The following is a 12,217-nucleotide window of genomic DNA, read 5'->3' on the forward strand; positions in this document are numbered from 1 at the left end:
CCTAGCCCGAAGCGGCGACGGTTCGCTAGGTGCGCTTGCCGACGATGCGGGAAATTTCCGCCGCGACCATCCGCTCGACCAGTTGCGGCAGGTTGGCGTCGAGCCATTCGGCCAGCCGCGGGCGCAGCAGTTCGCGCGTCAGTTCTTCGAGCGAGGTCTCACCACTGCGGACGACTTGGGGCCGCACGCCGGGTTCGGTCAGGACCGCGAGTGCGGCCAGCGATTCACGCATCGCCGCGGTGGCGGCATCGTCGATCAGCGGCGCCCGCCGCGGTGCCGGCGCCTCGACCAGTTCGTCCGCCTCGGCCAGGTCGAGGACGTCGTCGGCCTCGTCCTCGAAAGCGGGTTCGGGCGCGGGTTCGGCCTCGGGCGCGCGGGCAAGGTCGGGCGCCGCTTCGGCGCGGACATGGTCGTCCATCGTGCGCAGCGGCGGCGGGGCGAACGCGGCGCGATTGTCGCGCGCGATCACCTTCTTGATCGATTCGAGGATTTCCTCGACCGAGGGTTCGCCTTCGTGTCGCATCGCTACCTTGGGCTCGCTACCGTGTCAGGACGGCGGAATGGACCCGTCCTGGGCCGGCGTGTCAACGGTACGGGTGGACTTCGCCACAGGATCGGGGTCCTTCGCCCAGTCCCAGATCTTGCCCTTGACCCGGTTGTAGTTGGTCATCGGATCATACAGCGGCCCGCCGTCGAGCCCGAGGTCGAGCGCGTCGGCCTTGCCCATCGTCGCCAGCAGGTTGAAGCCGGCGACGTAAGCGTTGCGCCGCGCCGTCACCAGCTGGACCTGGGCATTGAGCAGTTCCTGCTCGGCGTTGAGGATGTCGAGAATGGTGCGGTTGCCGACAGTATTCTCGGCCCGCACGCCCTCGAGGCTGAGCGTGGCGGCATCGACGCCGGTCTGCGACGAGGTGATGACGTCGTTGGCCGACTTCCACTGCGCGAACGCGGTGCGAACCCCGGCGACGATCTGGCGTTCGATCGCGATCTCGTTTTCCAGTGTCGCGCCCTCGCGCGCCTGGGCCTGGCGTTCCTGGGCGGCGGGCAGGCCGCCCTGGAAGATCGGGATCGTGGCACGCACGCCCGCGGTTGCCGCGGTGGAGCGCTGCGAGATCGAGCCGGGCGGGATCGACGGCCCGCCGAGCGAGCCGAGGTAATCCGAATAGTCCGCGCCGGTGAAGACGCTGACCCGGGGCAGGCGACCGGCGCCCGCGACATTGGTATCGTACCCGGCCGCGCGCGAGCGCTGGCGCGCCGCCTCGAGGTCCGGATTGCTTTCCAGCGCGGTCTGCACCGCCTCTTCCGCGGTCGCGGGCAGGCCGGGCAGCGGCGGCGGCGGCTGCAGGTTCACCGGCGGCTTGCCGACGACCTGGATATAGCGTTCGCGCGCTGCGATCAGGTTCGATTCGGCGGTGCGCGTCTGGCTGCGCGCAACCGCGAGCCGCGCGCCCGACTGGGCAACGTCGGTGCGGGTCAGGTCGCCGATCTGGAAGCGGTCACGGGTGGCCTGCAGGTTGACGTCGAGGACCTGGATGTTCGAGCGGTTGAGGCCGACGATCGCCTGCCCCAGGATCACGTCCATGTAAGCCGCGACGACCTGGGTGAAGACGTCCGATTCGGTGCCGCGCAGGTCCTGCTGGCCCGCCTTGACGCGGGTTTCGGCGGCGCGGATCGAGTTCTTGATCGCGCCCCCGGCAAAGATCGGCACCGACACGTCGACGCCGGCGGAAAACGCCCGGTCGGGCGAGACCGAGGAATCCGAACTCTTCTTGACGAACTCGGTGTAGGCGGCAGTGCCCGCGATCGACGGAAGCTGCGCCGAACGTGCGATCGGCACGCCCTCGTCCACCGCGCGCTGCTGGGCGCGTGCGGCTTCGAGCTGCGGATTGGTGCGATAGGCCAGCTCCAGCGCCTGGCGCAGGTCGTCGGCGCGCAGCGGCGAGGCGGCCAGCATCGCGGCGCCGGCCATCAAGGCCAGCCGTTTGGTTCGCAAGGCGCCCATTGTCAGAAGCTCCACCCCTTCGGCGCCGCCAGGGCCGCCAGCACCGGCATCCCGATTTCCGCCAGCGGCAGCAGCGCCACCGATCCCGCCACCTTGCGCCCCACGGCCAGGCGCGTCACCCCGCGCTCGACCAGCCCGGTCACCATCCGGCCGCCGTCGACCAGCTGTGTGGCGAGCGGCGTGGGGACAACCTCCAGCGCGCCGTCGACCAGCACAAGGTCGTACACGCCCTTGCCTTTCCGGGTCGCGGCGGTCGGGGCATCGATGGCATCGCAGGCAGCGCCCATCGCGCGCACCAGCGCCGGCAGGTAATCGCTGCCGCCGGTCACCACGAGGACGCGGTCGGTGGGGGCGATGCGCGCCTCCACCAGCATCCGGCCCTGCACCAGCGGGGCGGCGAGAGCGCCGTTTTCGAGCGGGATCGCGCGGTCGATATAGGCATGGCCGCGCGCGGCGGCGGGCACGTAATCCTCACGCGGGACGCGGTCCATCGCGGTCAGGACGGCGGGATCGTTGACCTCGCTGACGCGCAGCTGGCTGTCGATCATCGCGCGGCGCGCGCGGGCGTAATCCTCGGCCGGCGCTGGCATCGCGGTCATGGCAGGGGCAGCAGTCATCGTGAACCTTTCGCCGGGCGACGATATGCCGGGCTGTATTGCATACATAATACAGTCATGCAATCGCCTTGCTCTTAAGCCAAGCCCCCGCACCCGCCAAGCGACTTTGCACGTGCAGCATGGGCGCGGCTTGCATGGCAATGCTGCCTTTGACGCGGGCGCGCGCCGGCGCCTATGGGCCAATCCACGTGAAGCCGGGAGCATTCGATGAACGACATGGTGGCGATCCGCGAACAGGACCTCATCGATACTGTGGCCGATGCGCTGCAGTTCATCAGCTACTATCACCCGATGGACTACATCCGCGCGCTGGGTGAAGCCTACAAGGCCGAGCAGGGGCCAGCGGCCAGGGACGCGATCGCGCAGATCCTCACCAACAGCAGGATGTGCGCCGAAGGGCACCGCCCGATCTGCCAGGACACCGGCATCGTCAACGTCTTCATCGCCTGGGGGCAGGACTGCCGCCTGGTCGCCGCCGACCCGCGGACCTCGCTGCAGGAGATCGTCGACGAAGGCGTGCGGCGGGCCTACCTCAACCCCGAGAACCGGCTGCGCGGCTCGATCCTGGCCGATCCCGCCTTCACCCGCCGCAACACCAAGGACAACACGCCCTGCGTGCTGCACGTCACGATGGTGCCGGGAAATACCGTTTCGATCGACGTTGCCGCCAAGGGCGGCGGCAGCGAGAACAAGTCCAAGTTCAAGATGATGAACCCGAGCGACAACATCGTCGACTGGGTGCTGGAAATGCTGCCGCAGATGGGTGCCGGTTGGTGCCCGCCGGGAATGCTCGGCATCGGCATCGGCGGCACGGCCGAGCATTGCATGCTGCTGGCCAAGCAAAGCCTGATGGAACCGATCGACATGGCCCAGCTCAAGGCGCGCGGTCCGCAGACCGACATCGAGAGGCTCCGTGTCGAGATCTTCGACAAGGTCAACGCGCTGGGCATCGGTGCGCAGGGCCTCGGCGGCCTTTCCACCATCCTCGACGTCAAGATCCTCGACTGGCCGTGCCACGCCGCGGGCAAGCCGGTGGCGATGATCCCCAATTGCGCCGCGACCCGCCACGCCCATGTCACCATGGACGGTTCGGGCCCGGCCTTCCTGGAAACCCCCAAGCTCGACGAGTGGCCCGACGTTCACTGGACGCCCGACAAGGCGGCCAAGCGCGTCGACCTCGATCACCTGACCCGCGAGGAGGTTGCCGGCTGGCAGGCGGGCGACCGGCTGCTGCTCAACGGCAAGATGCTGACCGGGCGCGATGCCGCGCACAAGCGCATCCAGGACATGCTGGCAAAGGGCGAAGAGCTGCCCGTCGAATTCGCCGGCCGCGCAATCTACTACGTCGGCCCGGTGGACCCGGTCATGGGCGAGGTCGTCGGCCCGGCCGGCCCGACTACCGCGACGCGGATGGACAAGTTCACCGACATGATGCTCGACCTCGGGCTGCTGGCGATGATCGGCAAGGCCGAACGTGGCCAGGGCGCGGTCAAGGTCATCCAGGAGCACGGCGTCGCCTACCTGATGGCGGTCGGCGGCGCGGCCTACCTGGTGGCGCGCGCAATCCGCGAATCGAAGGTAGTCGCGTTCGCGGACCTGGGCATGGAGGCGATCTACGAGTTCACGGTCGAAGACATGCCGGTGACGGTCGCGGTCGATGCGCGCGGCACCAACGTCCACACGCTGGCCCCGGCGCAGTGGCGCAAGAAGATCGCCGAGGAAGGCCTGCTGCCTGCCGGCTGACGCGCCCTTGGTCGGCACAGGTGATACGCCTGCCGAAGCGGCGGTGCGCTCGGTGCCGGCCGTCGCTAGCGCCGTGATCGTGCCCCCTGCCGTCTCTGCCGCGCCGCGCTTGTCCCCGCGCCTTGTCCTCGCCTCGATCGCCGGGGTGTGGCTGTTCTATTTCGTGCTGGCGACCGTCCGCTCGTCGATGGTCGGATTCGAATCGTCGCTGCCGATGATGGGGCGCCGACTGGCGGTGACGGCGGCGGCAATGGCGGTGACGGTGCCGTTCTGGCCCCTGCTGGCGGCGATGCGCGCGCGGCCGCTGTGGGCGCGAGCGGCGGTGGTCCTGGCGCTGGCGCTGCCCGCCTCGATCGCGATCGCCGCGATCAACCAGTGGGTGTTCTCCGATATCGAGGCGCAGGCGTTCGAGAGGCTCGGCGACAGCAAGGGCATCAAGATCCACCGCGACGAATCGGGCAACCTGCTCGTCGATGTACCGGACCGCACCAAGGCGGACGCTTCCGGCGCTGCGCCGACCGCGGCGATCGGCGGCCTGCCGGTCCCGTTCAGTGACCGCATCAGCCAGATCGCCGACCTGGCGCTGGGGCGCTACTTCATCCTGCTGACCTGGGCGGCGCTGTACCTTGCCTTCGTCAGCGCCGAGCAGGCCCGCGCGGCCGAACGCCGGGCCGGCGAATCGCAGCGCGCCGCCAAGGCCGCCGAGCTGCGCTCGCTGCGCTACCAGGTGAACCCGCACTTCCTTTTCAACACGCTCAACTCGCTGTCGGCGCTGGTGATGACGGGGAAGGCGCAAGCCGCCGAAAAGATGATCGACACGCTGTCGAATTTCTACCGCCGGAGCTTGTCGGAAGACCCCACCGCCGACGTTTCGCTGGCAGAGGAAATCCGCCTGCAGCGCTTGTACCTCGAGATCGAGACCGTGCGCTTTCCCGAACGGTTGCGCACGCGTTTCCAGGTTCCCGAAGAGCTGGCGGGTGCGCATGTACCCGGCATGATCCTGCAGCCGCTGGTGGAAAACTCGGTCAAGTACGCGGTGGCGACAACGCGCGCGCCGGTGACGCTCACGATCTCGGCGGAAGAGGAATACGGCCGGCTGGTGCTGACCGTGACCGATAATGGGCCCGGCGCCGCCGCCCCGGTCGCGCGGGGAACCGGGATCGGCCTTGCCAACGTGCGCGACCGGTTGGTGGCCCGCTTCGGCGATGCCGCCAGCGTCGCCAGCGGGCCGGCGCAGGATGGCGGCTGGCGCACGGTGATCCGCCTGCCGCTGGTGACGGGCGCAGACTAAAACGGACGAAAGGGGGACGAGGGCGATGGCCGACCACGCAAGTTTGCGAACGCTGATCGTCGATGACGAGCCGCTGGCGGTGCAGCGCCTGCAGATGGTCTGCGCCGCGGTCGGGGGAATCGAGGTGGTCGGAACCGCGCTCGACGGCGCCGCCGGGCTGCGCGAAGCGGGGCGGCTGTCGCCCGACCTCGTCCTGCTCGACATGACCATGCCCGAGGCCGACGGCCTGACCGTGGCGCGCGCGCTCGCCGGCGGGGACAACCCGCCCGCGGTCATCTTCGTCACCGCGCATGACAGCTTCGCGGTCGAAGCCTTCGACCTCGACGCGGTCGACTACGTGCTCAAGCCCGTCAATGCCGAGCGGCTGGGCCGCGCGGTGGCCCGCGTCGCCGCGCGCCGCCAAGGCGGGTCCGACAAGCCGGCCGAACCCGGGCTGACCGAGTTCTGGGTCCCCTACCGATCCGAACTGCTGCGGATCGCCGCTGCCGACGTCGACCGGATCGCCGCCGAGCGGGACTACGTGCGGCTCCACGTGGGCGAGCGCAGCTACCTGCTGCTCCAGACCGTGACCGGCCTCGAGGAACGGCTCGACCCCAGGCAGTTCATTCGCCTGCACCGCTCCACCATCGTGCGCCGCGACCGCATCACCGGCCTGCGCCACGATGGGCTGGGGGTGTGGTCGGCCGAACTGGCGGACGGCAGCGCGGTGCGGATCGGGCGGACTTACCTGGCCAAGGCCAAGGCAATGGCCGGGCGCTAGACCGGGGCCGCGCCCAGTCGCGTGACGCCCGCCGGTCCGGCGACGTAGGCCGCGTCGATTTCACCAACGAACAGTCCGTGCCCCAGCACGCCGGGGATCGCCTGCAGCGCGGCGGCCAGCGAAGCCGGGTCACCCAGATCGCCGAAGCGGCAGTCTAGGATCAGTCCGTCCTGGTCGCTGCGCCACGGCTTGCCGCCATCGCGCCGCAGCACGGGCGTTGCCCCCAGCGCCGCGATCGCCGCGGCGGCGGCGGTGCGTGCGAACGGCAGCACTTCGACCGGAACCGGCGCCGCCCCCAGTTTCTCGACTCGTTTCGAGACGTCGCACACCGCGATCATGCGGCGGGCCGCGCGGCCGACGATCTTTTCGCGCAGCAGCGCCCCGCCGCGCCCCTTGATCGCGCGCAGCGCTGCATCGATCTCGTCGACCCCGTCGATGGCGAGGTCGATCTGTGCCAGGTCCGCCATGTCCGCCACCACCACGCCTTGGGCGGCGGCCAGGCGCGCGGTCGCCATCGATGTCGCCACGGTGCGGACCCGCAGCCCGGCGCGCACACGCGCGGCCAGCCCGGCGATGACGAAGGCGGCGGTGCTCCCTGTGCCCAGGCCGACGATCATCCCGGGCGCGACCTCATCCAGCGCGGCCTCGGCGGCGGCCCGCTTCAACGCGGCGGCAGGATCGGCGTCGCTCATCCTGCGCAGGTTAGCCGATGGCTGGTCTGCGCGACAGCGCGCTGTAGTGTGGGCGGGACGGAGCAGGGGGTGGCAATGACGATTGAGCAGCAGGCGGCGGACCCGGGCGTTCCGTGTGAGCGGATTTCGACCGCGTCGATGGTCATCGCCGGGCTGTCGACGGTGATCGAATGGTACGATTTCACGCTCTACCTCTACCTCGTCACCGTGTTGTCGCGGGTATTCTTCGGCACGGGCGGCGGCTCGCTGTCGATCACGCTGGCGGCTTTTGCGCTCGCCTACCTGATGCGCCCGCTCGGCGCGTTCGTGTTCGGACACATGGGCGACCGCCACGGCCGCCGCCTGACGATGCTGGCCTCGATGGCGCTGATGACGCTGGCGATGCTGGCCACCGCGCTGCTGCCGACGCGCGACCAGATCGGGCCGGCAGCGGGGGCGCTGCTGATCGCGCTGCGCTGCGTGATGGCGTTTGCGGTGGGCGGCGAATACACCGGCGTCGTCGCTTACCTGATCGAAGGCGCACCGCCGGGCCGGCGCGGCCTGATCACCTCGCTGGCGGCGGCGGCAAGCGAGATCGGCGGGCTGCTGGCGGCGGGGATCGGGGCGTTGGTGCTGGCCGCGCTGGACGCCGCCGCGGTGTCGAACTGGGGCTGGCGCTTGCCGTTCTTCTTCGGCGCGGCGATGGCGGCGGCGGTGCTGCTGGCCCGGCTGCGGCTGGACGAATCGCCCGAGTTCGAGCGTCAGCGCCGCGTCGGTAGCGTGCCGCGCCGGCCTGCACTTCACGCGCTGCGCGACAACCGCGCGGGGATCGCGCGCGGCTTCGCGATCTCGGCGCTGGGATCGATCAGCTATTACGTCGGCATTACCTACGTCCCCGCCTTCCTGGTTGCCACCCGCGCGATGACCGAAGCGGACGCGCTGGGCCTGGCGACGATCGCGGCAGTGGTCGTGATCGCGGTCACGCCGCTGGTCGGCCACGTATCGGACCGGGTCGGGCGCCGGCCGGTGCTGCTGGGGGTGACGCTGCTGTGTGCGCTGATGCCGGTTTCGCTGTTCGCGGCGATGGCGGGATCGGGCTTTGCCGGGGCGCTGGCGGGCGCGATCGCGCTGGCGGCGCTGGGCGGGGCGTTCAGCGCGGTTGGCGCGGTGGCCACGGCGGAACTGCTGGCGGGCGAGGGGCGGCTCAGCGGCCTGGCCATCGGCGCCACCGGCGCCACGGCGCTGTTCGGGGGGCTTACGCCGTTCCTGGCCCAGATCTGGATCGAGCGCACCGGCCTGGCCATCGTGCCCGGCGTGATGATCGCGGTGGTCGCGCTCGCGGTTGCGCCGGTGCTGTGGCTGATGCCGGAAACCCGCCCACGCCGCTGACTTCCTTGTGAAAAAAATCGGCCCGGTTCGGCAAGGGGACCGAACCGGGCCGCGCCGGCGTCAGTCGCTACGCCGGTTCAGTTGCGCCCGGGCCTGCGCGCGGGCATCGGATTCGCAGCGCAGCCGCATGGCGTTTTCGCCGGCGACGGTGCCGGTCGTCATCATCGTGGCACAGACCTGCCGCGCCGCCTGGTCGATCCGGCGGTCGAGCGCGGCCTTGCCCGCGCCGCTGCTCAGGTCGAGGTCGTCGTAGCGCAGCGTCGCCACGTTGCTTTCCGACGCCAGCGCCGGGACGGTCGACGCCAGCAGCATCGCGGCAGCCGCCAAACTGGAACATGCTTTCATGGGTTGTCTCCTCGGAGTGCCCCCGACGCTGGCCATCCGGCGTCGCTGACGACCGATTACAAAAGTAATCTGTATTTTCGAAGCAAGCATCGATCGAGGTGCGCCGGGCGCCGTCGGAGCGCGCCGGCGTGCCGGCGAACGACATGGCGATGGCGTTCGTCGGCGCAGCGGTTAGGGTGCGGGAATGGGCCTGCTGTTCGCTTTCCTGCTGGGGATCGGCAATTTCGCCGTTCACAAGGCCGTGCTGGAAAGCGGCCACCCGCTGCTGGGCACGGTTTCGTGGTACGGGCAGTCGCTTGGCGGACGGGTCAGTTTCGGGGTCGAGTTCCTGATGCTCTTCGGCACGATGCTGATGATCGCCCAGGGCACTGCCGGGTGGGCGTGGTTCTACGGCGCCTACAGCGTCATGAACGCGCTGGCAGCCTGGCTTATCCTGTCGCGCCGCGCGTGACCGCGGGGAACTTTGCCGGCGGCCCGGCGCTATTGCGCGCATGAGCACCGGGGACGGTCCGTGGCTGGTTTTGAACCAGGCCAGCGGCAGCAATGACGATGATGCCAACCGCGACTTGATCGAGCGGCTTGGCTGCGCCGGAATGGCGCCCGCGCGTGTCGTCGACTGTGCCCAGGACGATCTGCCGACCCGCTCCGCGCTTAAGGGAGCGGGGGTGGACCTGGTCGTCTGCCATACCGGCGACGGCACCCTCAATGCCCTCCTTACCGGGCTGGAGGACTGGGCGGGGGCCGTGCTGGTCCTGCCCGGCGGCACCACCAACCTGCTGTCCAAGGCGCTTCACGGCGACCGGACCAGTGCGGAGATCGTAGCCGATCTCGATTCGATGCGCCGCACGCGCCGCACCTGCATCCGCAGCGATGCAGGCACCGCGCTGATCGAAGTCGTCGCCGGACCCGGCGCGACCTGGAGCGACGTGCGCGAAGGCCTGCGCGAGGGCGACCTGACCGCTACCGCCACCCGGGCAGTCGAGGCGGCGCGCCAGAGCACCTCGGGACCGATGGTTGCGGTGGCCGAGCCTGCGCTGGGCCGGCCCGACGGCTATTCGGGCGTGCGCATGGTGCCCGAGGCGGACGGGATCGTGGCCGCGGGCTACGGCGCCGAAGGCATCGGCGATTACCTCAAGCAAGGCGTCGCCCTGCTCCGCCGCGACTTCCGCGAGGGGCCCCATGACGAGCTGGGCCGCCATCCCGAACTCGTCTGCCGCTCGGTCGATGGCAGCGGCATCGAACTCATGCTCGACGGCGAACGGGCCAGCGGCGCGGCGCAGATCCGCTTTTCGCTTGATTCGCTGCGGGTCGATCTGCTGTCGGGGCGTTGATGGCCTATCCCCTTACGCTCTTTCATATCAGCGACCTTCACTTCGGGCTGGAGGATCCCCGCGCGCTCGACTTCTTCAAGGCCGAGCTTGCGCGCGAGAAACCCGCCGCCGTTCTGATCACCGGCGACCTGACGATGCGCGCGCGGCACCGCGAATTTCGCGCCGCCTGTGCCTGGGTGTCGTCGCTGGACGTTCCGGTCACGGTTGAGGTCGGCAACCACGACATGCCGTACTTCAACCTGATCGAACGCTTCGTCGATCCCTATCGCCGCTTCCGCGCGATCGAGAGCTTGCTGGAAAAGGCGCTGCATCTGCCCGGTCTCGCGGTCATCCCGCTCAAGACGGTGACCCGGGCGCAGTGGCGCTTCCCCTGGTCTAACGGTTGGGTGACCCGCCAGGCGCTCGACGAATGCTGCGCCGCACTGGACCGGCTGCCGGCGGGAACGCGCGCGATAGTGACCGCGCACCACCCGCTGACCGAGCGCGATCCGCGCGGCAAGCTGCTGACCATCAACGGGAACTCCGCGATGGAGGCGCTGGCGAAGCGCGGCGTGTTCGCGATCCTGACCGGGCACGTCCACGACGCCTTCGATATCGACCAGCCGACCCCGGCGGGCCGTCTGCGGATGATCGGCGCGGGCACGCTGTCCAAGCGGATTCGATCGACCCCGCCCAGCTTCAACGTGCTGCGCGTGGGCGATGACGGCATCGATGTCGACGTCCGCAACCTGACCGACGTGCCGACCGCGGCGATGCAGATCGGCCAGGTTCCCGAAAACGCGCTGCCGCCGCGCCAGCCGGAAGACCCGGTCGCCCCCGTCGGCCACGTCCCGGCCGAGGATCCGCCGGTCCACTGATCGTAGCGGTTCGCAACCCCAAATGAAAACGGGCGGCCCCGAAGGACCGCCCGTTCCAATACCGCCGTCGCGGTAAACTGAAATCAGCGCTTGCTGAACTGGAAGCTGCGGCGAGCCTTGGCGCGGCCGTACTTCTTACGCTCGACCACGCGGCTGTCGCGGGTGAGGAAGCCGGCGGCCTTGACCGCGGTGCGCAGGTTCGGTTCGAACTTGGACAGCGCCTGGGCGATGCCGTGCTTGACCGCGCCGGCCTGGCCCGAAAGCCCGCCGCCCTTGACGGTGCAGACGACATCGTACTGGCCGGCGCGATCGGCAACCTGGAACGGCTGGTCGATCACGAGGCGCAGCGTCGGACGCGCGAAGTAGGTTTCCTGGTCACGGCCGTTGACCGTGATCTTGCCGGTGCCGGGCTTGAGCCAGACGCGGGCGACCGCGTCCTTGCGGCGGCCGGTGGCATAAGCACGGCCCTGCGCGTCGATTTCCTTCTCGCGCAGGATCGCCGGCGTCGACGGCGGCGGAGGCGGCGGCGGGGCGGCCTCTTCGGCGCCGTCAGCCGCGTCGGTGCCGGCATCGGCGGCAGCGTCGGCTGCGACCGGGGCGGCCGCCGCGTCGGCGGTCAGGGTCTTGAGGTCGGCCAGGTCGCTCACCGAGGTGTTGGCGGAGCTGGCGGCGGTGTTCTGATCGGTGTCGGCCATGGCTTACGCACCCACCTTGTTCTTGCGGTTCATCGAAGCGACGTCGAGCGCCTGCGGCTGGGTGCCGGCATGCGGATGCTCGGTGCCGTTGTAGAGGTGCAGCGCGCGCATCTGCGCCCGGCCCAGCGGGCCGCGCGGGATCATGCGCTCGACAGCCTTCTCGATCACGCGCTCGGGAAAGCGGCCGTCGAGGATCTTGTCGGCGGTCACCGCCTTGATGCCGCCGGCATACCCGGTGTGCTTGTAATAGGTCTTCTGCTTGAGCTTGTTGCCCGTGAAGCGGACCTTGTCGGCGTTGACGACGACGACGTGGTCACCGCAATCGACGTGGGGAGTGAAGCTCGGCTTGTGCTTGCCGCGCAGGAGATCGGCGATCACCACCGCGAGGCGGCCAACGACCAGACCTTCGGCATCAATCAGATGCCACTTCTTTTCCACCTCGGCCGGCTTGATCGACCGGGTGGTCTTGCTGAGCGCCTTCATGGCTGCAATCCCTTTGATATTGTGCGCGCACTG

At 69.6% G+C, this 12,217-nt stretch carries 14 protein-coding genes; 7 read left to right on the plus strand and 7 right to left on the minus strand.

Annotated features, from left to right (window positions below):
- Positions 1 to 25: 25 nt before the first annotated feature.
- The 3 genes from ACOYW6_RS11065 to ACOYW6_RS11075 are packed head-to-tail and all read right to left on the minus strand — an operon-like array spanning position 26 to position 2,619.
- On the minus strand, positions 26 to 523 hold the full coding sequence (locus ACOYW6_RS11065; protein ID WP_423141370.1) for a DUF2497 domain-containing protein: 498 nt from the start codon (positions 521 to 523) through the stop codon (positions 26 to 28).
- Positions 524 to 547: 24 nt separating this feature from the next.
- On the minus strand, positions 548 to 1,969 hold the full coding sequence (locus ACOYW6_RS11070; protein ID WP_423143119.1) for a TolC family outer membrane protein: 1,422 nt from the start codon (positions 1,967 to 1,969) through the stop codon (positions 548 to 550).
- Between the two features lie 35 nt (positions 1,970 to 2,004).
- Positions 2,005 to 2,619, minus strand: a complete 615-nt coding sequence (locus ACOYW6_RS11075; RefSeq protein ID WP_423141371.1) for a protein-L-isoaspartate O-methyltransferase family protein — start codon at positions 2,617 to 2,619, stop codon at positions 2,005 to 2,007.
- 207 nt (positions 2,620 to 2,826) lie between these two features.
- Here ACOYW6_RS11075 and ACOYW6_RS11080 point away from each other — a divergent pair, with 207 nt between their 5' ends.
- Genes ACOYW6_RS11080 through ACOYW6_RS11090 form a run of 3 tightly spaced genes read left to right on the plus strand, consistent with a single transcriptional unit; the run spans position 2,827 to position 6,413 of the window.
- Positions 2,827 to 4,362 (plus strand): fumarate hydratase, encoded by a 1,536-nt coding sequence (locus ACOYW6_RS11080; protein ID WP_423141372.1) that lies wholly within the window; start codon positions 2,827 to 2,829, stop codon positions 4,360 to 4,362.
- Between the two features lie 52 nt (positions 4,363 to 4,414).
- Positions 4,415 to 5,653 carry a sensor histidine kinase gene (locus tag ACOYW6_RS11085; RefSeq protein WP_423141373.1) on the plus strand — a complete coding sequence of 413 codons (1,239 nt, stop codon included), beginning with the start codon at positions 4,415 to 4,417 and terminating at the stop codon, positions 5,651 to 5,653.
- 25 nt (positions 5,654 to 5,678) lie between these two features.
- A complete protein-coding gene (locus ACOYW6_RS11090) occupies positions 5,679 to 6,413 on the plus strand; it encodes a LytR/AlgR family response regulator transcription factor (protein WP_423141374.1) in 735 nt (244 codons plus the stop codon).
- On the opposite strand, the gene rpiA is transcribed toward ACOYW6_RS11090, so the two are convergent.
- Positions 6,410 to 7,105, minus strand: a complete 696-nt coding sequence (rpiA, locus tag ACOYW6_RS11095) for a ribose-5-phosphate isomerase RpiA (protein WP_423141375.1) — start codon at positions 7,103 to 7,105, stop codon at positions 6,410 to 6,412. The two genes, ACOYW6_RS11090 and rpiA, sit on opposite strands and share 4 nt — an antisense overlap.
- A gap of 75 nt (positions 7,106 to 7,180) precedes the next feature.
- Between rpiA and ACOYW6_RS11100 the strand changes: the two genes are divergently transcribed.
- Positions 7,181 to 8,473: an MFS transporter gene (locus ACOYW6_RS11100; protein WP_423141376.1), complete on the plus strand. Its 1,293-nt coding sequence runs from the start codon at positions 7,181 to 7,183 to the stop codon at positions 8,471 to 8,473.
- A gap of 60 nt (positions 8,474 to 8,533) precedes the next feature.
- Here the strand turns inward: ACOYW6_RS11100 and ACOYW6_RS11105 are convergent, their stop codons facing one another.
- Positions 8,534 to 8,818 carry a UrcA family protein gene (locus ACOYW6_RS11105; RefSeq protein ID WP_423141377.1) on the minus strand — a complete coding sequence of 95 codons (285 nt, stop codon included), beginning with the start codon at positions 8,816 to 8,818 and terminating at the stop codon, positions 8,534 to 8,536.
- 184 nt (positions 8,819 to 9,002) lie between these two features.
- Between ACOYW6_RS11105 and ACOYW6_RS11110 the strand changes: the two genes are divergently transcribed.
- Genes ACOYW6_RS11110 through ACOYW6_RS11120 form a run of 3 tightly spaced genes read left to right on the plus strand, consistent with a single transcriptional unit; the run spans position 9,003 to position 11,006 of the window.
- On the plus strand, positions 9,003 to 9,269 hold the full coding sequence (locus ACOYW6_RS11110; protein ID WP_423141378.1) for a hypothetical protein: 267 nt from the start codon (positions 9,003 to 9,005) through the stop codon (positions 9,267 to 9,269).
- Between the two features lie 40 nt (positions 9,270 to 9,309).
- The gene (locus ACOYW6_RS11115) at positions 9,310 to 10,149 is read left to right on the plus strand and encodes a diacylglycerol kinase family protein (RefSeq protein ID WP_423141379.1); all 840 of its coding nucleotides are present in this window, start codon (positions 9,310 to 9,312) and stop codon (positions 10,147 to 10,149) included.
- The gene (locus ACOYW6_RS11120; protein ID WP_423141380.1) at positions 10,149 to 11,006 is read left to right on the plus strand and encodes a metallophosphoesterase family protein; all 858 of its coding nucleotides are present in this window, start codon (positions 10,149 to 10,151) and stop codon (positions 11,004 to 11,006) included. The genes ACOYW6_RS11115 and ACOYW6_RS11120 overlap by 1 nt, the downstream gene beginning before the upstream one ends.
- Before the next feature lie 83 nt (positions 11,007 to 11,089).
- On the opposite strand, the gene rpsI is transcribed toward ACOYW6_RS11120, so the two are convergent.
- Positions 11,090 to 11,701, minus strand: a complete 612-nt coding sequence (rpsI, locus tag ACOYW6_RS11125) for a 30S ribosomal protein S9 (protein WP_423141381.1) — start codon at positions 11,699 to 11,701, stop codon at positions 11,090 to 11,092.
- A gap of 3 nt (positions 11,702 to 11,704) precedes the next feature.
- Entirely contained in the window at positions 11,705 to 12,184 is a 480-nt protein-coding gene (rplM, locus tag ACOYW6_RS11130; RefSeq protein WP_423141382.1) for a 50S ribosomal protein L13, read from the minus strand.
- Positions 12,185 to 12,217: the final 33 nt, after the last annotated feature.

The organism is Parablastomonas sp. CN1-191, assembly GCF_049354825.1.
Lineage (GTDB): Bacteria > Pseudomonadota > Alphaproteobacteria > Sphingomonadales > Sphingomonadaceae > Novosphingobium.

Bases quoted from the DNA above. Each gene is read 5' to 3' on its own strand.
- ACOYW6_RS11065 (WP_423141370.1), bottom strand. From the start codon at position 523: ATGCGACACGAAGGCGAACCCTCGGTCGAGGAAATCCTCGAATCGATC.
- ACOYW6_RS11070 (WP_423143119.1), bottom strand. From the start codon at position 1,969: ATGGCCGGCGCCGCGATGCTGGCCGCCTCGCCGCTGCGCGCCGACGAC.
- ACOYW6_RS11075 (WP_423141371.1), bottom strand. From the start codon at position 2,619: ATGACTGCTGCCCCTGCCATGACCGCGATGCCAGCGCCGGCCGAGGAT.
- ACOYW6_RS11080 (WP_423141372.1), top strand. From the start codon at position 2,827: ATGAACGACATGGTGGCGATCCGCGAACAGGACCTCATCGATACTGTG.
- ACOYW6_RS11090 (WP_423141374.1), top strand. From the start codon at position 5,679: ATGGCCGACCACGCAAGTTTGCGAACGCTGATCGTCGATGACGAGCCG.
- rpiA (WP_423141375.1), bottom strand. From the start codon at position 7,105: ATGAGCGACGCCGATCCTGCCGCCGCGTTGAAGCGGGCCGCCGCCGAG.
- ACOYW6_RS11100 (WP_423141376.1), top strand. From the start codon at position 7,181: ATGACGATTGAGCAGCAGGCGGCGGACCCGGGCGTTCCGTGTGAGCGG.
- ACOYW6_RS11105 (WP_423141377.1), bottom strand. From the start codon at position 8,818: ATGAAAGCATGTTCCAGTTTGGCGGCTGCCGCGATGCTGCTGGCGTCG.
- ACOYW6_RS11110 (WP_423141378.1), top strand. From the start codon at position 9,003: ATGGGCCTGCTGTTCGCTTTCCTGCTGGGGATCGGCAATTTCGCCGTT.
- ACOYW6_RS11115 (WP_423141379.1), top strand. From the start codon at position 9,310: ATGAGCACCGGGGACGGTCCGTGGCTGGTTTTGAACCAGGCCAGCGGC.
- ACOYW6_RS11120 (WP_423141380.1), top strand. From the start codon at position 10,149: ATGGCCTATCCCCTTACGCTCTTTCATATCAGCGACCTTCACTTCGGG.
- rpsI (WP_423141381.1), bottom strand. From the start codon at position 11,701: ATGGCCGACACCGATCAGAACACCGCCGCCAGCTCCGCCAACACCTCG.
- rplM (WP_423141382.1), bottom strand. From the start codon at position 12,184: ATGAAGGCGCTCAGCAAGACCACCCGGTCGATCAAGCCGGCCGAGGTG.